The sequence below is a fragment of the Xanthomonas sp. D-109 genome (assembly GCF_017746095.1).
Classification (GTDB): domain Bacteria; phylum Pseudomonadota; class Gammaproteobacteria; order Xanthomonadales; family Xanthomonadaceae; genus Xanthomonas_A; species Xanthomonas_A sacchari.
This window is the reverse complement of the sequence record NZ_JAGHWV010000003.1, coordinates 314,270-335,004: the sequence shown is the minus strand read 5'-3', so window position 1 is coordinate 335,004 and position 20,735 is coordinate 314,270. Positions and strand designations below refer to the sequence as shown.

18 protein-coding genes are annotated in these 20,735 nt (G+C 70.9%); 14 read left to right on the top strand and 4 right to left on the bottom strand.

Going from position 1 to position 20,735, the window contains the following annotated elements; all coding sequences use genetic code 11:
* Window positions 1–35 precede the first annotated feature (35 nt).
* From J7357_RS05925 to J7357_RS05915, 3 genes are all read left to right on the top strand, one after another.
* Window positions 36–860 (top strand): NYN domain-containing protein, encoded by an 825-nt coding sequence (locus tag J7357_RS05925; RefSeq protein ID WP_209245360.1) that lies wholly within the window; start codon window positions 36–38, stop codon window positions 858–860.
* Between the two features lie 73 nt (window positions 861–933).
* The gene (locus tag J7357_RS05920; protein ID WP_209245359.1) at window positions 934–1,563 is read left to right on the top strand and encodes a DUF938 domain-containing protein; all 630 of its coding nucleotides are present in this window, start codon (window positions 934–936) and stop codon (window positions 1,561–1,563) included.
* Between the two features lie 187 nt (window positions 1,564–1,750).
* Window positions 1,751–2,533: a hypothetical protein gene (locus tag J7357_RS05915; RefSeq protein ID WP_209245358.1), complete on the top strand. Its 783-nt coding sequence runs from the start codon at window positions 1,751–1,753 to the stop codon at window positions 2,531–2,533.
* Between the two features lie 303 nt (window positions 2,534–2,836).
* On the opposite strand, the gene J7357_RS05910 is transcribed toward J7357_RS05915, so the two are convergent.
* Both J7357_RS05910 and J7357_RS05905 read right to left on the bottom strand, forming a co-directional pair.
* The gene (locus J7357_RS05910; RefSeq protein WP_244667294.1) at window positions 2,837–3,526 is read right to left on the bottom strand and encodes a hypothetical protein; all 690 of its coding nucleotides are present in this window, start codon (window positions 3,524–3,526) and stop codon (window positions 2,837–2,839) included.
* A gap of 83 nt (window positions 3,527–3,609) precedes the next feature.
* The gene (locus J7357_RS05905; protein WP_209245357.1) at window positions 3,610–7,332 is read right to left on the bottom strand and encodes an indolepyruvate ferredoxin oxidoreductase family protein; all 3,723 of its coding nucleotides are present in this window, start codon (window positions 7,330–7,332) and stop codon (window positions 3,610–3,612) included.
* Between the two features lie 190 nt (window positions 7,333–7,522).
* Between J7357_RS05905 and J7357_RS05900 the strand changes: the two genes are divergently transcribed.
* On the top strand, window positions 7,523–8,134 hold the full coding sequence (locus tag J7357_RS05900; RefSeq protein WP_209245388.1) for a tetratricopeptide repeat protein: 612 nt from the start codon (window positions 7,523–7,525) through the stop codon (window positions 8,132–8,134).
* Between the two features lie 17 nt (window positions 8,135–8,151).
* On the opposite strand, the gene J7357_RS05895 is transcribed toward J7357_RS05900, so the two are convergent.
* Window positions 8,152–8,352, bottom strand: coding sequence for a hypothetical protein (locus J7357_RS05895; protein WP_209245356.1), 201 nt, complete (start codon window positions 8,350–8,352; stop codon window positions 8,152–8,154).
* A 114-nt stretch (window positions 8,353–8,466) separates the two neighbouring features.
* Here J7357_RS05895 and J7357_RS05890 point away from each other — a divergent pair, with 114 nt between their 5' ends.
* Window positions 8,467–9,381, top strand: a complete 915-nt coding sequence (locus J7357_RS05890; RefSeq protein WP_209245355.1) for an AEC family transporter — start codon at window positions 8,467–8,469, stop codon at window positions 9,379–9,381.
* A gap of 199 nt (window positions 9,382–9,580) precedes the next feature.
* Here the strand turns inward: J7357_RS05890 and J7357_RS05885 are convergent, their stop codons facing one another.
* Entirely contained in the window at window positions 9,581–11,074 is a 1,494-nt protein-coding gene (locus J7357_RS05885; protein ID WP_209245354.1) for an AAA family ATPase, read from the bottom strand.
* A gap of 142 nt (window positions 11,075–11,216) precedes the next feature.
* Here J7357_RS05885 and J7357_RS05880 point away from each other — a divergent pair, with 142 nt between their 5' ends.
* The 9 genes from J7357_RS05880 to J7357_RS05840 all read left to right on the top strand — a co-directional run bounded on the left by J7357_RS05880 (window position 11,217) and on the right by J7357_RS05840 (window position 20,553).
* On the top strand, window positions 11,217–11,849 hold the full coding sequence (locus tag J7357_RS05880) for a ParA family protein (RefSeq protein WP_209245353.1): 633 nt from the start codon (window positions 11,217–11,219) through the stop codon (window positions 11,847–11,849).
* Between the two features lie 15 nt (window positions 11,850–11,864).
* Window positions 11,865–12,341 (top strand): histidine phosphatase family protein, encoded by a 477-nt coding sequence (locus J7357_RS05875; protein ID WP_209245387.1) that lies wholly within the window; start codon window positions 11,865–11,867, stop codon window positions 12,339–12,341.
* 56 nt (window positions 12,342–12,397) lie between these two features.
* Window positions 12,398–12,952: a YceI family protein gene (locus J7357_RS05870; RefSeq protein ID WP_244667315.1), complete on the top strand. Its 555-nt coding sequence runs from the start codon at window positions 12,398–12,400 to the stop codon at window positions 12,950–12,952.
* Between the two features lie 11 nt (window positions 12,953–12,963).
* On the top strand, window positions 12,964–14,958 hold the full coding sequence (locus J7357_RS05865) for a phospholipase D family protein (protein WP_209245386.1): 1,995 nt from the start codon (window positions 12,964–12,966) through the stop codon (window positions 14,956–14,958).
* 144 nt (window positions 14,959–15,102) lie between these two features.
* A complete protein-coding gene (locus J7357_RS05860) occupies window positions 15,103–15,522 on the top strand; it encodes a hotdog fold thioesterase (protein ID WP_209245351.1) in 420 nt (139 codons plus the stop codon).
* 114 nt (window positions 15,523–15,636) lie between these two features.
* Window positions 15,637–16,431, top strand: a complete 795-nt coding sequence (locus J7357_RS05855; protein WP_019801786.1) for a lysophospholipid acyltransferase family protein — start codon at window positions 15,637–15,639, stop codon at window positions 16,429–16,431.
* A gap of 67 nt (window positions 16,432–16,498) precedes the next feature.
* On the top strand, window positions 16,499–17,491 hold the full coding sequence (locus J7357_RS05850) for an alpha/beta fold hydrolase (protein WP_209245350.1): 993 nt from the start codon (window positions 16,499–16,501) through the stop codon (window positions 17,489–17,491).
* Window positions 17,492–17,845: 354 nt separating this feature from the next.
* Window positions 17,846–19,921 (top strand): tetratricopeptide repeat protein, encoded by a 2,076-nt coding sequence (locus tag J7357_RS05845; protein ID WP_209245349.1) that lies wholly within the window; start codon window positions 17,846–17,848, stop codon window positions 19,919–19,921.
* A gap of 20 nt (window positions 19,922–19,941) precedes the next feature.
* Window positions 19,942–20,553, top strand: a complete 612-nt coding sequence (locus J7357_RS05840) for a YbhB/YbcL family Raf kinase inhibitor-like protein (protein WP_209245348.1) — start codon at window positions 19,942–19,944, stop codon at window positions 20,551–20,553.
* The last annotated feature ends 182 nt before the right edge of the window (window positions 20,554–20,735 follow it).

Here is a 20,735-nt window from a genome sequence, read left to right as displayed (position 1 = left end):
CTTCTCCCGATCTTTCCTTGCCGCAGGTGCATGCCATGAAAACCCGCCACCGTTCCGACAGCGACGACGACCAGCCGCGGCTGGCGGTGCTGATCGATGCCGACAACGCGCAACCGTCGGTGATCGAAGGCCTGCTCGCCGAAGTCGCCAAGTACGGCCTGGCCAGCGTCAAGCGCATCTACGGCGATTTCACCAGCACGCGCATGACCCAGTGGAAGCAGGCGCTGCTGAAGCACTCGATCAGCCCGGTGCAGCAGTTCGCCTACACCAGCGGCAAGAACGCCACCGACAGCTCGCTGATCATCGACGCGATGGACCTGCTCTATACCGGCCGCTTCGACGGCTTCTGCCTGGTCTCCAGCGACAGCGACTTCACCCGCCTGGCGCAGCGCCTGCGCGAGGAGGGGCCGACGGTGTACGGCTTCGGCGAGCGCAAGACCCCGGATGCGTTCGTGCAGGCCTGCGACAAGTTCATCTACACCGAAGTGCTGCGCAGCGAGGCCAGCGCCGCCGAACCGGCCAAGCCCGCCGCTGCGGCCGCCAAGCCGGCGGCCAAGGGCCGCAAGAAGCCGACCGCGACGCCGGCCAAGCCCGAGCCCGTGCCCGCCGCCACCGAGACCAAGCAGGCGCCGCTGACTCTGCTGCGCCAGGCCATCGAGGAAGCCTCCGACGACCAGGGCTGGGCCGGGCTGGGCAGTGTCGGCAGCTATCTGAACAAGGTGCGCCCGGATTTCGATCCGCGCCTGTACGGACACAAGAAGCTCAGCGACCTGCTGCGCCGGCTGTCGACGCATTTCGAACTGGAGGAGCGCGGCAACGAAGGCGGCGGCAAGCGCATCTTCGTGCGCTCGCGCGGATGAGCCGTCCGCCGCTGCCATTCGCACTGGTGCGTGCCGCCGCGGCGCGCAATGGCGCACACAGGTGCGCGCCACGATGAGCGATCGACCCTACGCCCCGTCCTGCGACCGCAACCGCGATCCGATCCTGCAGGTGCTGCAGCGGCACTTCGCCGATCGTCGCCGTGTGCTGGAGATCGGCAGCGGCACCGGGCAGCACGCGGTGCACTTCGCCGCGGCGCTGCCGCACCTGAGCTGGCAATGCAGCGAGCGTGCCGAGCACCTGCCCGGGATCGCGCAGTGGCTGGCGGCGGCAGGCCTGCCGAACACGCCGCCGGCGCTGGCGCTGGACGTGCGCGACGGGCCGTGGCCGCACACCGGCTACGATGCGGTGTTCACCTCCAATACCTTGCACATCATGGGTTGGGACGCGGTGCAGGCGTTCTTCGCCGGCGTCGGCCCGTTGTTGGCGAACAGCAGCGATGGTGTGCTGGCGGTGTATGGCCCGTTCAATTACGGCGGCGACTTCACCAGCGACAGCAATCGCGACTTCGATGCATGGCTGAAGGCGCGCGACCCGGCCAGCGGCATCCGCGATGCCGAGGCGGTGGACGCGCTGGCGCAGGCGCAGGGCCTGACGTTGCAGGAAGACGTGGCGATGCCGGCCAACAACCGCTGCCTGGTCTGGCGCCGCGGCCAGGCGGGGCTGACCGCGACGGCGATCTGAACAGGGAACGCGATCGGCCCGACGGGCGCGCGTTGCGTCCAGGTGACGAAAGCGCGCTGCGCCCCTCATGGCGGGTTCACCACCGTGCCACGGCGGATTCACCGCCGGCTTGCGACTGTGCGCCGACACCCGCCGCCGCCCATCTGCCTGCAGCCGGTGCTTCCCTCATTCGCCACGGAGCATTCCCATGGACAACAACGACAAAGCCCGCGACCTCAATCGCGATCCGATCTCCGGCACCCCGGGTTCGCATCCGGTCGGGGTCGGCATCGGCGGCGCCGCCGGCGGCGTGGCCGCGGGCGCACTGGCCGGTACCGTGTTCGGGCCGCTTGGCACCTTGATCGGCGCGGCGGTCGGCGTGGTCGCCGGCGCAGCCGCGGGCAAGGGTGTGGCCGAGCGCATCGATCCCACCGGCGAAGACGCCTACTGGCGCGAGGAATACCGCAACCGCGACTACGCCAAGGCCGATTACGACTACGACCGCGACTACGCCGCGGCCTACGGCCTGGGCCTGCAGGCGCGCGAGCAGTATCCCTCGCGCACCTGGGACGAGCACGAGCGCGAACTGTCGCACGACTGGGGCACGCGCCGTGGCGACTCGCGCCTGGAGTGGGACGAGGCGCGGCTGGCCGCGCGCGATTCCTGGGAGCGCGCCGATGCCACCTACCGCACCTACGAGGACAGCGACCGCTACTACGCCGATCGCTTCGACACCGCGGACTACCGCGATACCGACAGCAGCTACGACGACTATCGCCCGGCCTACCGCTACGGCGTGCAGGCGCGCAGCCGCTACCGCGACCGCGTCTGGGACGACCGCCTGGACACGGACCTGGAAAGCGGCTGGGAGCGCGCCAAGGATCGCTCGCGGCTGAGCTGGGCGCAGGCCAAGGCCGCCGTGCGCGAAGCCTTCGATTCGGATCGCTACGATCGCCCGGGCCGCGGCAATCCGCCCGATCCGCGGGTCTGATTCGAAGTTCGTTCCGTTGAGTGCGTTCGGTCGAGTTGCCACGCGGCACTCGACCGAGTCGCGCCTTGATAGGACACAGCGGCCGCTCGCCCAGGGCCGCTGTGGCACATACGGAGCGTGCGTACGCAACCATGTGGGAGGGACTTCAGTCCCGACGCGCAGACCCTTCCGTCATCGGCAGCATCGCGATCGACCGGGATCCATCTGCATGGTAGTGGTGCGCTGCAAGCCGTTGGGCATGGGCTGCATCGCCACCTGGTGACATGGCAGGTCGCGGCTGAAGCCGCTCCTGCAGCCTGGTTCCTACGGTCCGTCCGATGTCGGTGAGCTATCCGGAGGTTGTTGAGCCGTCGATTGCGACGAATCGTCCTCCTGCGCATCCTCCTGCGCATCCTCCTGCGCATCGGCCTCCGCATCTTCCTTCAAGGCAGCATCCCACCATGCCGGGGCCGCCAGCGGTTCTTCTCCATAGCCGTTCATGCAACCTGTTCGTTGCTGCTCCAGGCGCTTGTAGTCGAGGGTGAGACGCTGCACGTCCTGGCGCTCTGGCCACTCGGTGTAGGCGAAGTAGCCCTCGTACTGGTTCCCATTGATGCAGGCGATATACGAGTCCGCTCGCAGCCCGGCTGCCTGAAAGACCAACACCCGCGCCTCGCCGTTGCGATCCAGGCGGCCATGGAAGACTGTCCATTTGCCCGACGCGCAACTCGCGCCGGAGATCCCCATGTAGCTCAGGCACGGAATCGACCACACGTCCTGCTGGACGCGGATCCTCGCGCCGGAGAGCGGCCGATCGGGTCCTGCCACGACACGGATCGTGATGAACCGCGGCATGATCCAGGGGCCGGCGTGCTCCGCCAGCAGGTAGAACAGCAGGATGGCGCCCACCAGCGCCACGCAGGCGAGTTTGACCAAACGCTTCACGCGATGTCCTTCGAGGCTGATGCGGCCGTGGATCGCTGGCGATCCACGCAACGTGCGGATGATGCCCAAGGCCGGCCGCCCTGCGTTCGGTCAGACGCCTTCGATGCTGCCACTGCGCCGCCACTCCACGGCGACACGCGTTCGTCCCCCGCTCAGGCCGCCTGCACGATATGCAGCGCCTTCGGATTGCGCCAGGTCGCCAGCAGCCGCGCTTCGCGCTGCTTGGCCTCGTGCAGGTGCGCTTCCTTGACGTGGCCGTAGCCGCGGATGTGTTCCGGGATGCTGGCGATCTGCACCGCCAGTGCCAGGTTGTCCGCCTGCAGCCGCTGCAGCAGTTCGTCCACGGTGGTGACGTAGTCGGCGACCAGTTGCCGTTCGCCGCGGCGCTCGGCGCTGTAGCCGAACACGTCGAAGGCGCCACCGCGCAACCGGCGCAGCTTGGCCAGCCACTTGAACGCGGTGAACATCCACGGGCCGTATTCGCGCTTGCGCAGCCGGCCCTGCGCGTCCTTCTTCGCCAGCAGCGGCGGCGCCAGGTGGAAGCGCAGGCGGTAGTCGCCCTCGAACTGCGCCTGCACCTGCTGCGCGAAGGCGCCGCTGGTGTACAGCCGCGCGACTTCGTACTCGTCCTTGTAGGCCATCAGCTTGAATGCGTAGCGCGCCACCGCTTCGGTCAGCGCGGTCGAGGCCGGGGCCACGCGCTGCTCGCCAGCGCGCACGCGCTCCACCAGCGCGGTGTAGCGCGCGGCGTAGGCGGCGTCCTGGTAGTCGATCAGGAAGGCGTGGCGGCGCGCGACCAGTTCGTGCAGCGAGCGCGACAGGCGGCTGTCGTCCAGCGGCGCGTGCCCGGCATCGCCGCTCTCGGCGGCAGCCGGCAGCTCGCGCGTGGGACGCGGATTGGACGGATTGCGCGGGGCGGCGCTGGCGCCGGCCTCGTGGCCTTCCCACTCGCCCGGCGGCAGTTGCTGCAGGCTCAGCGCCTGGCGTTCGCGCTCGTCCGCGGCCGGATCGGCGAGACCGGCCGCGCGCCGCACCGCCGGCAGGTCCAGCGCCGCCAGACGGCCCCAGGCGAAGGCCTGCTGGTTCATCGCCACGGCCGCGCCATTGAGTTCGATCGCGCGCATCAGTGCCGCGTGCGACAGCGGTACCAGGCCCTGCTGCCAGGCGTAGCCGAGCATGAACAGGTTGCTGGCGATGGCGTCGCCGAGCAGCGCGGTGGCCAGTTGCGTGGCGTCGAGCAGCAGCGGATCGCGCCCGCCCAGCGCCAGGCGCACGCCGGCAATGATGTCGGCGGCCGGGAACTGCATGTCCGGATGCGTGGTAAACGTGCCGGGCATCGCCTCGTAGGTGTTCAGCACCACCTGCGAGCGGTCGCCGCGCACCTTGGACAGCGCCCAGTAGTCGTTGACCACGACCATGTCGCAGCCCAGCACCAGGTCGGCCTCGCCGGCGGCGATGCGCACCGCGTGCAGGTCCTCCGGTTGCCGCGCGATGCGGATATGCGTGGTGACCGCGCCGCCCTTCTGCGCCAGGCCGGTCTGGTCGAGCACGCTGGCGCCCTTGCCCTCCAGGTGCCCGGCCATGCCCAGCAGCGCGCCGATGGTGACCACGCCGGTGCCGCCGACGCCGGTGATGAGGATGTTCCAGGGCTGGCTCAGGTCGCTGCGGAAGCTCGGCGCCGGCAACTGTTCCAGCAGTGCCGCGGCCTCGGCCTTGCGGCCCTTGCGCGGCTGCCCGCCGTGCACGGTGACGAAGCTGGGGCAGAACCCGGACACGCAGGAATAGTCCTTGTTGCAGCTGGACTGGTCGATCTGGCGCTTGCGTCCGTATTCGGTCTCCTTCGGCAGCACCGACACGCAGAAGCTCTTCTCGCCGCAGTCGCCGCAGCCTTCGCACACCAGCGAGTTGACCAGCACGCGCTTGGGCGGATCGGGCAGCTTGCCGCGCTTGCGCCGGCGCCGCTTCTCGGTGGCGCAGGTCTGGTCGTAGATCAGCACGCTGGTGCCCTTGACCTCGCGCAGGCGCCGCTGCACCGCGTCCAGCTCGCTGCGGTCGTGGAAGTCCACCTCGCTGGGGAACAGCTCGCGGCGTCGCGTCCACTTGCCGATGTCGTCGCTGACCAGGGCGATGGTGTGCACGCCCTCGGCGCGCATCTGCCGGGCGATGTCGGGCACGCTGAGGGTGCCGTCCACCGGTTGCCCGCCGGTCATCGCCACAGCGTCGTTGTAGAGGATCTTGTAGGTGATGTTGACCCCGGCGGCGATCGACTGGCGGATCGCCAGCGAGCCGCTGTGGAAATAGGTGCCGTCGCCCAGGTTCTGGAACACGTGCGGGGTGTCGGTGAACGGCGCCTGCCCGGCCCAGGTGACGCCTTCGCCGCCCATGTGGGTGAAGGTGTCGGTGGCGCGGTCCATCCACGTCACCATGTAGTGGCAGCCGATGCCGCCGAGCGCGCGCGAGCCTTCCGGCACCACCGTGGAGGTGTTGTGCGGGCAGCCGGAGCAGTAGTGCGGCACGCGCGGGAAGTTGGCGCGCGGCAGCGCCATTTCCGCTTCCTTGGCCTCCATCCAGCGCAGGCGCTGCTGGATCGAGTCGGTGTCGAGCGCGGCGGACTGCGGCAGGCGCAGGATGCGCCGGCCGATCACCCCGGCGATGGTGGCCGGGGTCAGTTCGCCGGTGGAAGGCAGGATCCATTCGCCGGCTTCGTCGTACTTGCCGACGATGCTCGGGCGCGGACCGGCGCTGGCCGGCCAGTTGTAGAACTGTTCCTTCATCTGCCGCTCGATGAAGGCCTTCTTCTCCTCCACCACCACGATGTCCTGCAGCCCGCGCGCGAACGCGGCGATGCCCAGCGGTTCCAGGGGCCAGGTCATGCCGACCTTGTACACGCGGATGCCGATGCGCGCGCAGGCCTCCGCATCCAGGCCCAGGTATTCCAGCGCCTGCAGCACGTCCAGGTAGCTCTTGCCGGTGGTGACGATGCCCAGCCGCGCCTGCGGCGCGTCCATCACCGTGCGGTCGATGCCGTTGGCGCGGGCGAAGGCCTGCGCCGCGCGCACGGCGTAGCGGTGCAGGCGCATTTCCTGGTCCAGCGGCGGATCCGGCCAGCGGATGTTGAGCCCGCCCGGCGGCAGCTCGAAATCCTCCGGCAGCACGATCTGCCGCGCGAACGGGTCCACCTGCACCGAGGCCGAGGATTCCACCGTCTCGGCGATGGTCTTGAAGCCGATCCAGCGCCCGGTATAGCGGCTCATCGCCCAGCCGAGCAGGCCCATGTCGAGGATGTCCTGCACCCCGGCCGGGTTGAGCACCGGCATCATCGCGCTGACGAACTCGTCCTCCGAGCCGTGCGGCAGCGTCGAACTGCGGCAGGCGTGGTCGTCGGCGGCCAGCGCCAGCACGCCGCCGTGGCGCGAGGTGCCGGCGGCGTTGCCGTGCTTGAACACGTCGCCGCAGCGGTCCACGCCCGGGCCCTTGCCGTACCACATGGCGTACACGCCATCCACGCGCGCGCCGGGGAACAGGTTGGTCTGCTGCGTGCCCCAGACCATGGTCGCGCCCAGGTCCTCGTTGAGGCCGGGCTTGAACACCACGTTGGCCGCGTCCAGGTGCTTGCGCGCGCGCCACAGTTCCAGGTCGAACCCGCCCAGCGGGCTGCCGCGGTAGCCGCTGACGAAGCCGCCGGTGTTCAGCCCGGCGGCGCGGTCGCGCAGCTGCTGCATCAGCGGCAGCCGCACCAGCGCCTGTACGCCGGACAGGTAGATGCGGCCGTCGGTACGGGTGTACTTGTCTTCCAGCGTATAGCCGGTATCCACACCACCAGCGGCCGCTGCGGCGAGGGAGGACGACGGACGCGGATCGGCGATGCGGTTCATGGCTTGCCCGGAAATGGAAGGCTGGCGGGCGCGCAGCGCCTGCCGCGCGCGATCGTCCCGATTGTATCAGCGGCGATTTTTGCGCTCGTTCTCGTCCACGCCGGCCCCGCCGGGGTAGGATGGGACCCGGGTGAGGGGATCACTCCAGGGGATTGCAGCAGTGAAGGCATACACATACGCAGTGGCCGCGATGCTGGCCTGCATCGGGCTGGTCACCGCGGCCAGCGTGCGGGCGCAGGCATTGCCGGCACCGAAAGAGTTCTATTTCGACGAAGACCGCAGCACCACGCGTCCGGTCACCGCCATCGCCGGCAGCGGCGAGGCCCTGGTCGATCGCCTGGCCAGCGCCGTGCAGCGCGACCCCAACGCCAACGAAGCGCGCGCGCAGCTGGCCGGCATCGCCATGGCCGGCGGCCGCCAGGAACTGGGCGAACAGCTGTACCAGGCCGCGTTGCATGCGCTGCCCGCCGGCCAGCAGCGGCGCCAGGTGCAGTGGAACTACGGTTGGGACCTGCTGCGTGCCAGCGACCCGGCGCGCGCGCTGGCGCAGTGGGGCGCGCTGGTCAACGGTCGCCCGGCCGCGCCGGACTGGCTGCCGCCGACCCTGGCGCTGGCGTTGTGGCGCTTGCAGCGCAAGGACGAGGCGGTGAAGTGGTATGCCGCGGCGGCGCGCACCTGGCCGGACAAATGGGGCGCCACGGCCGATTTCGCGGCCTTGCTGCCGACCTGGCGCGACGACGAGCGTGCCACTCTTGCCGAAGTGCAGGCCGCCTGGAAGGCAGCGCCGCCGGCCTGGCCCTGAGTCGGCGCGCAGCGCGCCTACCGCGGTAGGGCGGGGCGCGCGTCGAGGCCTGAGTCGAAAGCGATGCGGCTGTCGCCTTCGCGTTTGCTGCCGTTTGAGGCGCAACGCACGCAGGCGTCCCCACGCGTCGCGCCGAGCGCGATGTCGCCCACGCAGGCGTTGCCGACGCGGCGCTGGTAGGCCGGTATGCCCCGCGCGTTGCGGATCACGATCGCCATCTTTGATCTGCCACGCGCTGGCATGTCGGCGCGGCCGCGGCGGCCGCGCCTCCATCGCGTCCACACAGCGCATGCGATGATGCGGGCCGATTCTCGTCGAGTTGCGTTGTCGCGATGGCCTTCGATGCCTTTGCCCTGATTCTGGCCATGCTGGCGCTCGGCAAGCTGTTCGCGCGCCTGCGCGTGCTGCCGGCCAACACCACCGAGGTGCTCAACGGGGTGGTGCTGTATCTGTGCCTGCCGGCCTCGGTGCTGATCTACGTGCCGCGCCTGCAGTTCAACCTGGAACTGCTCGGATTGATGCTGACGCCATGGCTGCTGACCGGCGTGAGCGTGCTGGCGATGCTGGCACTGCGCGGGCCGCTGCGGCTGCGCCGCGAGCAGCAGGCGGTGCTGCTGCTGTGCGTGGCGCTGGCCAATTCCAGCTTCATCGGCTACCCGATGGTGCGCGCGCTGCTCGGCGAGGCGGCCCTGCCGTATGCGGTGGTCTACGACCAGTTCGGCACCTTCGTGCTGCTGTCCAGCTTCGGCCTGTACGTGCTGGCGCGCTACAGCGGCGAGGCGCCGCCGTCGCCGCGGCAGACCCTGTTGCGGATGGCGCGTTTCCCGCCACTCTGGGCGCTGGCGTTCGCGCTGACGCTGATGCCGGCGCAGGCGCCGGCCTGGATTGCCTCCGGCCTGCAGCACCTGGCCGACGCGATGCTGCCGCTGGTGATGCTGGCGGTGGGGTTCTCGATCCAGTTGCGCTTGCCGCGCGAGGAACTGGCACCGCTGGCCGCCGGGCTGGTGTTGAAGCTGCTGCTGTTGCCGGCCCTGGCCTGGCCGCTGTCGTGGGCGCTGGGCCTGCGCGGGCAGGCGCTGCAGGCCAACGTGCTGGAATCGGCGATGCCGACCATGATCACCGCCGCCCTGCTGGCGATCTCGCATCGCTTGGCGCCGCGCCTGGCCGCGGCCTTGGTCGGCTATGGGATTCTGCTGTCGCTGGTGACCTTGCCGGCCTGGGCGTGGTTGTTGGGGGCGTTGCGTTGAGCCTGCGCCGGAGGGTGCTACCTGGATCGATGGGGTGTGGCATGGCGTGGGCGACGCACCCTCATCCGCCCCTTCGGGGCACCTTCTCCCGGAGGGAGAAGGAATTTAGAAGCCCCTCTCCCCCCGGGAGAGGGGTTGGGGTGAGGGTCGGGCGCAGCCTCGCATAGCGGCATCGCCCGGTGTCACCAATCGCCCGCAACTAATCCGCCGGCACCGTCCGCCCGCTGGCCCAACTGCGCAGCGCCTGCACCTGCTCGGCCATCAGCACCGAAAGCGGTCGGGTGTTGCGGATCTCCTGCATCAGCAGCTCGGTATCCAGCGGCCGCTGTTCTGCATGCGCGGCATACAGTCCGGACACGATCGCCTGCTCGATCTCGGCACCGGAGAACCCGTCGGCGGCGGCAGCCAAGGCCGGCAGCGCGAATGCGTCCGCGTGCAGTTGTCGCCTGGTCAGATGCAGGCGCAACAGCTCCACGCGCGCCTGCGGATCGGGCAGGTCGACGAAGAAGATCTCGTCGAAGCGGCCCTTGCGCAGCAGTTCCGCCGGCAGTTCGTGCACCTGGTTGGCGGTGGCGACGATGAACACCGCGGCGCTGCCGTCGGCGCTGCCGCGTTCGGCCATCCAGGTCAGCAGCGTGCCGAGCACGCGCCGCGATACGCCGCCGTCCTCGCCGCCGCTGGCCAGGCCTTTCTCGATTTCGTCCATCCACAGCACGCACGGCGCCAGTTGCTCGACCGCGGCCAGCGCGTCGCGCAGGTTCTTCTCGGTCTCGCCGTGATACTTGGCGTACAGCGCGCCCATGTCCAGGCGCAGCAGCGGCACGCCGAACCCGGCGGCGGTGGCCTTGGCCAGCATCGACTTGCCGCAGCCTTGCACGCCGAGCAGCAGCACGCCCTTGGGCGGGTCCAGCCCCGGCGGCGCGGTGCCGGCGAACACCGCGCGGCGCTGCGCGATCCATTGCTTGAGCCGGCGCGCGCCGGCCACGTCCTCGAAGCGCGTGGCGTCGTTGTCGTACTGCAGGTGGCCGCTGCGGTTGAGCAGTTCGAACTTGAGCTTGGCCAGTTGCGGCAGGTCGGATGCGGTGAGCGCGCCGTCGGCGTAGATCAGTTGCCGGGCGATGCGCCGCGCGTCGATCAGGCTGAGGCCGCGCAGGTTGCGCAGGATCTGCTTGACCGCCTCGCCGTCGACCTCTACCCGGCGTCCGCCGAACTCGCGCGCATAGCCCAGCGCTTCTTCCTGCACCATCTTCAGCAGGGCGTTGGCGTCGGGCAGGCGCGGGTTGAAGCGGGTCGCCAGCGTTTCCAGCTCGGCCGGCAGTTCGATTCGCGTGCCGATCAGCACCAGCACGTGCGGCTGGCAGTGGCGGCGTTCGACGATATCGCGCAGCAGGCGCTGGTGGCTGGCATAGCCCAGGTACGGGGTGACGTCGAGCAGCAGGTAGATGCCGCGCTGATCGGCCTGCTTGATCGCCTGCAGCACCGCGCTGGCGTCCGGTGGCCCGCTCGGCGGGTCCTCGCGGTCCAGGTCGATGCGGCGCAGGCCCTCGGTGATCGACCAGCGGTGCAGGGCGCGCCAGACCTGCATCAAGGCCTGCCGGAACAGATCGACGATGCGCGCCTCCTCCTGCGTCTCGATCACGATCAGGGGCGTGTTGGCGCGGATCAGCGCGACCAGGTCCTGCAGTTCGCTCATGGCATCGGAAGCCGAAGGGGGCCGCCACGATAGCAAGCCCGGCGGCGGCCGGCGTGCTGCCGGCCGGCATGCTGCATGTTGACTACCGGCTGACGTAGGGCCGGTGTACGCTCCGGCTTCTTCCCCCGGAAGCGAGGCGTGCATGAAGACGATCCTGGTGGCCGGCTCCAAGGGCGGCGTGGGCAAGACCACGGTCGCCACGCACCTGGCGGCGTCCTACGCGCTGGCCGGCAAGCGCACGGTGCTGGCCGATGCCGATCCGCAGGGCTCCTCGACCCGCTGGGCCGAACGCCGCGCCGGCCTTGACAGCGCGGTGCTGCCGATCGACGCCAGCCGCAAGCGCAGCTGGCGCGCGGCGCTGCCCGACGACGCGCAGCGGGTGATCGTCGATGCCCCCGCCGGCGCCATGGCCGAGGATCTGGGCCACTTCCTCGACGAGGCCGACGCAGTGGTGGTGCCGGTGATGCCGTCGGCGCTGGACATCGAGGCCACCGTCGGCTTCCTCAACACCCTGGCCAAGGTGCCGCGGGTGCATCAGCGCAAGCTGCCGGTCGGGCTGGTGCTCAACCGCAGCAAGCCCTGGACCAACGCCACCCAGCAGGCGCTGCAGATGCTGGGCGAATGGCCCTACCCGGTGGTGGCGCAACTGCGCGACAGCCAGGCCTACGTGGTGCTGGTGGGGCTGGGCCGCAGCCTGTTCGATTACCACTCCGTCCAGGTCCGCGACCACCAGCAGGACTGGGAACCGTTGCTCAAGTGGCTCAAGAAGGCCTGACCGATGACCATCGTTTTGCGAGAAGTGATCCTGCTGCGCCATGCCCACGCCGAACCGGCCGACACCGGCCAGGCCGATTTCGACCGGCCGCTGTCCCCGCACGGCCTGGCCGAGGCCGAAGCGGCCGGGCGCTGGCTGCTGGAGCAGCGGCTGGTGCCGGACCGGGTGCTGTGTTCGCCGGCGCGGCGCGCGCGCGAGACCCTGGAGGCGGTGCTGGAGCTGACCGGCTACGTCGAGCAACGCCTGGAGCCGCGCATCTACGAGGCCACTTCGGGCACCCTGGCCGATCTGCTGGACGGCCACCGCGACGTCGAGCGGCTGTTGCTGGTCGGCCACAATCCGGGTCTGGAGCGGCTGGCGGCACTGATGCACAGCGGCCAGTCCGGCGACTACCGCGGCATGCCCACCGCCAGCGTCGCCGTGCTCGGGGTCCCGCACGACGCGGCGATCGAGCCGGGCGTGGCGCGGTTGACCGGGTTCTGGTGGCCCTGAGCCCGCTGCGCAGGTCCCTGCGGCCGGCGCTGTGCGCCGCGCTGCTGCCGTTGTGTCTGTGGTGCGCCACCGCCTGCGCGCAGGTGACACCGGCCTTGCTGGCGCCCGGCGAGTACGCGCTGGACCCGGTGCAGTCGCGCTTCGGGTTCGAGATCCGCACCCGCTTCGGCCAACGCATCGAAGGCTTCTTCCCGCGCTACGAAGGCACCGTGCACGTGCTGCCCGATGGCCGCCATCAGGTGCACCTGCGCCTGTTCACCGCCTACGTGGAAATCCCCGGCAAGCCGCGCTACACCGGCTGGATGCGCGGCGAGGATTTCTTCGACGCGCCGCGCTACCCCACCGTGTCCTTCGACTCGCAGCCGTTCTCGCCGCAGGTGCTGGGCAAGGGCGGGCCGATCCCCGGCATCCTGAGCATCCGCGGGATCAGCCACGCCGAGACGCTGACCGTCATGCCGGCCGCATGCACCCGCGCAGGCTATGATTGCGATGTCATCAGCCGCGGTACGGTATTGCGTGGACGTTACGGAATGGACAAGTGGGATCTGGCCTTGAGCGACCGGGTCACCTTCGTGCTGCGCGCACGCCTGACCGAGGCGTCCACTCGGTGACATCACGATGGATGCGGGTGCTGGTGGTGGTGGCGCTGCTGCTCGGCAGCGGCTGCGCGAGCCTGTCGCAGGCGCAGCACGGTCGTGCCGTGGCGATCGCCGAGGCCGCGCGCGACCGCCAGGTCGACTGCACGCGCGGGGACCACTGCGCGCTGGCCTCGCCGCTGCGCGGGCTGGCCGGCAAGGCCTTCGCCCAGTCCGGCGACGGCGCGCCGCGCCACTACGCCACCATCCTCGACCACGGCGAAGAGGCGCTGGTGGCGCGGGTCAACCTGATCCGCAGCGCCAGCCGCAGCATCGACCTGCAGACCTACATCTTCGACAAGGACGACAGCGCGCGGCTGGTGATGGACGAACTGCTGGCCGCGGCGCGGCGCGGCGTGCAGGTGCGCGTGCTGATCGACCAGCTCTCGGCGATCTCCGACCTGCAGATCCTCGGCGCCCTGGCCGGCGCGCACGAGAACTTCTCGCTGCGCATCTACAACCCCACCTTCGGCCTGGCCAAGCCCAACTACTTCCATTACGCCGCCAGCGTGCTGTGCTGCTTCCGCCGCTTCAACCAGCGCATGCACAACAAGCTGCTGGTGATCGACGATGCGATCGGCGTGGTCGGCGGGCGCAACTACCAGGACGACTATTTCGACTGGGACGCCGAGTACAACTTCCGCGACCGCGACGTGCTGGTCGCCGGTCCCGTGGCGCGGTCGATGGCCGCCAACTTCGACGCCTACTGGGCGGCGCGGCGCAGCGTGCCGGTGGCGCGGCTCAACGACGTTGGCAAGCTGCTGCTGCGCGAGGGCGTGCCGGCGATGCCGCCGGCGCAGTTCCTGCGCCCGGAGCGGGTGCAGCGGGTCAGCGAGGAGGCGGCCGATCCGGCCTTCGTGGAGAACGCCTTCGTGCTGCCGGCGTTGCCGGTCAAGCATGTGGACTACGTCGCCGACCTGCCGCAGAAGCACCGCCGCGAACACGGCCCCAAGGCCATCTCCACCGCGCCCAAGCTCGACCGGCTGATCGCCGACGCGCGCCAGGAAATCATCCTGCAGACGCCGTACCTGGTGCTGTCGGACCCGGCGCAGGAGATCTTCCGCGACCTGCGCAAGCGCACCCCGCCGCCGCGCGTGGTGGTCGCCACCAACAGCCTGGCGGCCACCGACAACCCGGTGGTGTACGCGCTGTCCTACAAGTACAAGCGCCGCAACCTGCGCGAGCTGGGCTTCGACATCTACGAATACAAGCCGTTCCCGCTGGACGCGCCGGTGGACTACGCCAACCTGCTGCCGGCACCGCTGCAGGGCGAGCTGCCGTCCGCGGCGGCCAGCGACGACAACCAGGGCGATCCCGGCAGCGGCCGCAACACCTTGCTGGGCGGCAGCGCCGCCGGGCGCAGTTCGCTGCTCGGCAGCGGCAGTGGCGGACCGTCCGGCAACCGCGCCGACGGCAGCCAGGTCGCGCGCCGCGTGCTGCGCACCGAGACCCGCCCCTCCTACCTGAGCCGGCGCATCGCCAACCGGCCGTTGCCGGTGACCCGCGAGGGCGCGCGTATGGGCCTGCACGCCAAGTCGCTGGTGGTGGACCGCCGCGTCGGCGTGATCGGCACCCACAACTTCGACCCGCGCAGCGAGACCTACAACACCGAGGGCGCGGTGATCGTCGACGATCCGGCCTTCGCGCAGGCGCTGGCGGCCAGCATCGGCCGCGACATCGAGCCGGAGAACTCCTGGGTGGTGGCACCGCGGGTCAAGCCGCCGGTGCTGTCGGGCCTGAACTACAGCATGGGCAAGGTCTCCGAAGCGCTGCCGGTGCTGGATTTCTGGCCCTGGCGCTACGCCACCGACTACGAGTTCCAGCCCGGCCCCGACTGCCCGGCGCCGCTGACCCGGCGCGACCCCGGCTTCCACCGCTGCTACAGCGCCGTCGGCGACTTCCCCGAGGTCAACGTCGGCCCGAAGTGGCTGCTGGTGCGGATGTTGACCGCGTTCGGCTCGGGCTTGGTGCCGATTCTTTGAGGGGCGGGGATTCGGGAATGGGGATTCGGGATTCGCAAAAGCGCCTTCCTGCGAGCTCATGCCTCGTCCTGGCGCGATAATGTCCGCGCCGGGGATGCCGCTCTTGCCAATCCCCAATCCCGAATCCCCAATCCCGGCCCCCAAATGTCCTTTCGCGAACCTGCCGATCTCGCTGTCCTCAACGCCGATTGCCGCGACACCCTGATCGCGCACCTGGGCATCGTCTTCACCGAGGCCGGGCCGGACTGGCTGCGGGCGACGATGCCGGTGGATGCGCGCACGCGGCAGCCGTACGGGCTGCTGCACGGTGGTGCCTCGGTGGTGCTGGCCGAGACCCTGGGCAGCACCGCCGGCAACCTGTGCGTGGGGCCGGGGCGGATCTGCGTGGGCCTGGAGATCAACGCCAACCACCTGCGCGCCGCGCGCAGCGGCACGGTCACCGGCACCGCGCGGCCGCTGCACGTGGGCCGGACCACGCAGGTGTGGGAGATCCACATCGAGGACGGGGCCGGCAAGCCGGTATGCGTGTCGCGGCTGACCCTGGCGGTGGTCGACCGCGGCTGAGCCCGGCGCCCGGGCTGAACCCTGCCTCGGCACGCGCGGCCGCGGCGGCGCCAGCCGCGTCTTCGGGGTGACACAATTCTCCGCTAGGCCCCCGCTTCCGGTACCCTTGTTCAGATGAGCGAGTTCTCCCCACCCGCCATGCGCCAATACGGTGGGGCGCTGCGCTGGGTTCGTTACGGCTACCGCGTGCCGCTGCTGGCGTTGCACGTGCTGTTGTCGCTGCCGTTCCTGCTGGTGTGCATGGCGCTGTCGCCCGGCCGCGCCGGCACCGAATCCTTCGGCGACCGCATGGTCTGCTGGTGGTCGACCTGGCTGCTGCGCATCTTCGGCCTGCGCGTGCGCCGCATCGGCGCGCCCCTGCCCAACCCGGTGCTGTTCGTCGCCAACCACGTCAGCTGGATCGACATCGTGATGCTGCACAGCCAGCGCATGATGGGCTTCGTCGCCAAGCGCGAGATCGCCGGCTGGCCGCTGGTCGGCTGGCTGGCCGCGCGCGGGCAGACCATCTTCCACCAGCGCGGCAGCACCGAGTCGCTGGGCGGGGTGTTGCAGGCGATGCTGGAGCGGCTGCGCTCCGGCTGCTCGGTCGGCGTGTTCCCGGAAGGGCGCACCCGAAGCGGCCAGGATGTGGGGCCGTTCCACGCGCGCATCTTCCAGGCCGCGGTCGAGGCCGAGGTGGCGGTGCAGCCGGTGGCCCTGCGCTACGGCGCCGGCGGCTCGGCCCAGCAGATTGTCGCGTTCGGGCCGCACGAGAGTTTCTTCGCCAACTTCCTGCGCCTGCTCGGCGAGCCGGGGCGGGTGGCCGAGGTGCATTTCCTGGAGCCGATCCGGCTGCAGGACGTGGAGGGGCGCCGGCGCATCGCCGAGATCTCACGCGCGCGCATCGTCACGGCGATGGCACAACCCTGAACACCGGGACACTGCCGCTGCCGCGCTTGACCGATTACTCCAGTCGACAGGCGCAAGCTCGCTGCCCATGAACGCGACCGATTATTCCCCCCCACGCTGGCTGCGCAACCCGCACGTCCAATCGGTACTGGGTTCCAGCCTGCTGCGCGTGCGCCGTGGCGAACAGTTGCTCGCCGCCAGCGGCGCCACCACCACCTCGCACATCCTCGACGGCGGCGACGGCGTGCGCCTGCAGGGCTGGCTCAGCGTGCCGGCCGGCGAAGCGCCGCGCGGCACCGTGCTGTTGCTGCACGGCTGGGAAGGCAGCGCCGACTCCAGCTACATGCGCCTGACCGCGGCGAAGATGCTGGCGCTGGGCTACCAGGTGTTCCGGCTCAACTTCCGCGACCATGGCGGCACCCACCACCTCAACGTGGACCTGTTCCACTCCGAGCGGCTGGACGAAGTGGTCAACGCCGCCTGCGACCTGTGGCGGCGCTTCCCGGCGCCGACCCTGCTCGCGGCCGGCTACTCGCTGGGCGGCAATTTCGCCCTGCGCCTGGCGCTGCGCGCGCCGGCCGCGGGCCTGCCGCTGCAGCACGTGGCCGCGGTGTGCCCGCTGCTGGACCCGGCCACCACCATGCAGCGGATCGAGAACGGCCCGCAGTTCTACGACTGGTACTTCCGCCGCAAGTGGCGCGAGTCGCTGCTGCGCAAGCGCGAGCTGTTCCCCGACCGCCACGGCTACGACGACGCCACCCTGGCGCTGGACATGCGCGGGCTGATGGCCTGGCTGGCCGAGCGCCATGCCGGCTTCGCCAGCCTGGACGCCTACTTCGACAGCTACTGCATCGCCGGCGAGCGCCTGCTCGGCCTGAGTGTGCCGGCCGACATCCTGATGGCCGAGGACGATCCGGTGATTCCGCTGGACGACTTCCGCAGCTGGCGCCTGCCCGACATCGCCCGGCTGGAGATCGCCCGCTGGGGTGGCCATTGCGGCTTCATCGAGAACGCGCGCGGCGACGGCTTCGCCGAACGCTGGGTGGCCGAACGGCTGACCGAGGGGCTGGTCGAGGCCTGACCGGCGGTGGCGTGCAGGCCGGCGGGCGACCTCGCCCGCGTGCGCGCCAGGCGGTCAGCAGGGTGGGCGCACCGCGATTCCCGGGCGCGGCACGCATCGACGCCTCTTTCGCGGTTCCCGTGCCGGCACCGCCGCCACCACGTGGCGCTGCCCGGCGTACCGGGTCATCTGTGCAGCCCGGCATGTTCGGCGCACCTCGCCATCGCGTCGCCTCAGTCCCCTGCAGCGTCGGCGACACGGCCGCTTCAGCGAGGCCCGACGCCACCCGCCGTGCCCGCCGGCTGGCCGCAGCCGTCAGCCCAGGGCGGCCCGATGCTCCCGCTACAATGCGGGTTTGCCCCGAGCCGGAACTCCATGCACGAGCCCATTCTCGACGCCCTGCGCCGCCAGGACACCGCCGACGCGCTGCGTCTCGCCCAGACCTGGGCCGCCGAGGCCACCGACGACCCGCAGGCCTTGCGCTGGCTGGCGCTGGCGCAGCAGCAGCACGGCGAGACCGCCGCCGCCCTGGACAGCATCGGCCGCGCGATCGCGCTGGCGCCGGAAGACGCCAGCCTGCACCTGCTGCACGCCGGCATGCTGGTCAGCGCCAACGACCTGGCCCAGGCCGAGGACGCGCTGGCGCAGACCGCCGCGCTGGATCCCAACGAATTCCTCGCCTACGTGATGCGCGCGCACCTGGCGCTGGGCCGCGGCGACCTGGACGAAGTGGAGCGGCTCAGCCGCACCGCCGCGCGCCTGCAGCCGGAGCATCCGCAACTGCTCGGCGTGGACGGCATGCTGGCGCTGCGCCGCGGCGACGCCGACCGCGCGTTGGCGCTCCTCGCGCGCGCCAGCAACGCGCTGCCGGACGATCCGCGCCTGCTCTACGCGCTGGGTTTCGCCTACCTGGACAAGCAGCACTTCGCCTTCGCCGAGACCGCGTTCCGCCGCGTCGCCGCGCTCACCCCGGGCACCGGCGCGGCGATGATGGCGCTGGTCGCGCAGCTGGCCTACCGCCAGGGCCGCCTGGACGACGCCATCACCGCGCTGGAGACGGTGCTGGCCGATCCGGCCGGCGATACCGCCAACATGCGCCGGCTGGCCGGCGAGTACGCCCTGCAGGCGGACCGCCCGGCCGAGGCGCTGGACCACCTGCGCCGCACCCTGGCGGTGGCGCCGGCCGACCGCCGCACCCTGCACGCAGCGCTGATCGCCTGGCAGCGCCTGGGTACGATCGACGACGCCCGCGCCACCCTGGAAGCGGCGCTGGCCACCACCACCGACGCCCACGACCTGTGGCTGGCGCGGCTGGCGCTGGAGCCGGTGGGCGGCCCCGAGGCGCGGGCGCTGATCGCGCGCTGGCAGGCGGCGATGCCGGCGCACGTGCCGGCGCTGGAAGCGCAGCTGCGGGTGCACGACATGGCCGGCGAGCGCGACCAGGGCGAGGCCGTGGCGCAGCGCATCGTGGCGCTGGAACCGGGCCGGCTCAGCGGCGAGGAACGCCTGGTCGAGGCGCTGCTGGAGCGCGGCGAGCACGACGCCGCCATCGCCCACGTACACGGCCTGATGCAGCGCATGCCCGAACGCGACCGCACCGTGGTGCGGCCGTGGCTGGCGGCGGTGCAGGATGCGGCCGGGCGCCCGGAAGACGCACTCGCGACCTGGGTGGCCTTCCAGCAGGAGCAGCTGCCGCACCGCCTGCCGCTGCCACCGCTGGGCCAGGCCCCGGCGCAGTGGCCGCCGCTGGGGGAAGTCGACCCGCAGAACCAGGCGCGCCCGCTGTTCGTCTGGGGTCCGCCAGGCAGCGGCGTGGAGCGGGTGATCGCGGTGATCGACGCGGCCAGCCCGGTGCTGCGCGGCGACCGCTTCGGCCCGCAGCCGCCGACCGACGGCCTGCAGCGCTTCCGCAGCGTCGAGGAGCTGGACAGCGGCACCCTGGACGGTGCGGCGCTGGTCGCCGAGTGGCGCGCGCAACTGCCGGCGCGCGGCGTCGGCGACGGCAACATCGTCGACTGGCTGTTGTGGTGGGACAACGCGCTGCTGCGCGCGCTGCGCCCGCACCTGCCGGAAGGGCGGCTGTTGATCGTGCTGCGCGATCCGCGCGACATGCTGCTGGACTGGCTGGCCAACGGCGCTCCGGCGCCGCTGGGCCTGGCCTCGCCGGAGACCGGTGCGCAGTGGCTGGCGTCGGTGCTGGCGCAGGTCGCCGACCTGCACGCGCAGGACCTGTATCCGCACCACCTGGTGCGCCTGGACGGGACCGAGCACGATCCGGCCGGCGTGGCGGCGGCGCTGGAGCAGGCGTTCGGCGTGGCGTTCCCGACCATCGCCACGGTCGGCCCGCCGCGCCTGGCCGCCGGCCACTGGCGCGCCTACGCCGCACCGCTGTCCGCGGCCTTCGCGCTGCTGACGCCGGTCGCGGTGCGCCTTGGCTACCCTGAAACCTGATTCCCCAAGGAGATTCACGCATGCGTCTTCGCAGTGACAGCATCCAGCCGGGTCAGCCCATCGCCGCCACCTACGCGATGGGCCAGGCCGACGGCTTCGGCGGCAACCGCAACCCCCACCTGGCCTGGGACGCGGTGCCGGCCGGTACCCAGTCCTTCGTGCTGCTGTGCGTCGATCCGGACGTGCCGACCGTGGCCGAGATGGTCGGCCGCGACGACGTGCAGATCCCGGTCGCGCAGCCGCGCACCGAATTCGTGCATTGGGTGGCGGTGGACCTGCCGGCCGATCTGCGGGAGATCGCCGAGGGCAGCGCCAGCGACGGCGTGGTGGCCAAGGGCAAGCAGCAACCGCCCGGCCTGGACGGCGCGCGGCAGGGACTGAACAGCTACACCGACTGGTTCGCCGGCGACGCGGCGATGGGCGGCGACTACCACGGCTACGACGGCCCGTATCCGCCGGCCAACGACCTGCGCGTGCACCGCTACTTCTTCCGCTTGTTCGCCTTGGACGTGGCGCACCTGGACGTGCCGGCACGCTTCACCGCCGCCGATGCCTTGCGCGCGATGCAGGGCCACGTGCTGGCAGAGGCCAGCCTGCACGGCACTTACAGTCTCAATCCCGCCGCGAAGTGAGCGTAAGCCCCTCTCCCCCCGGGAGAGGGGTTGGGGTGAGGGTCGGAGCGCGCAGCGCCTCACCGATCTGACATTGCGAGGCTTCGCCCGGACCCTCATCCGCCCCTGCGGGGCACCTTCTCCCGAGGGGAGAAGGGAGAAGCCAAAGCCCCTCTCCCATCGGGAGAGGGGTTGGGGTGAGG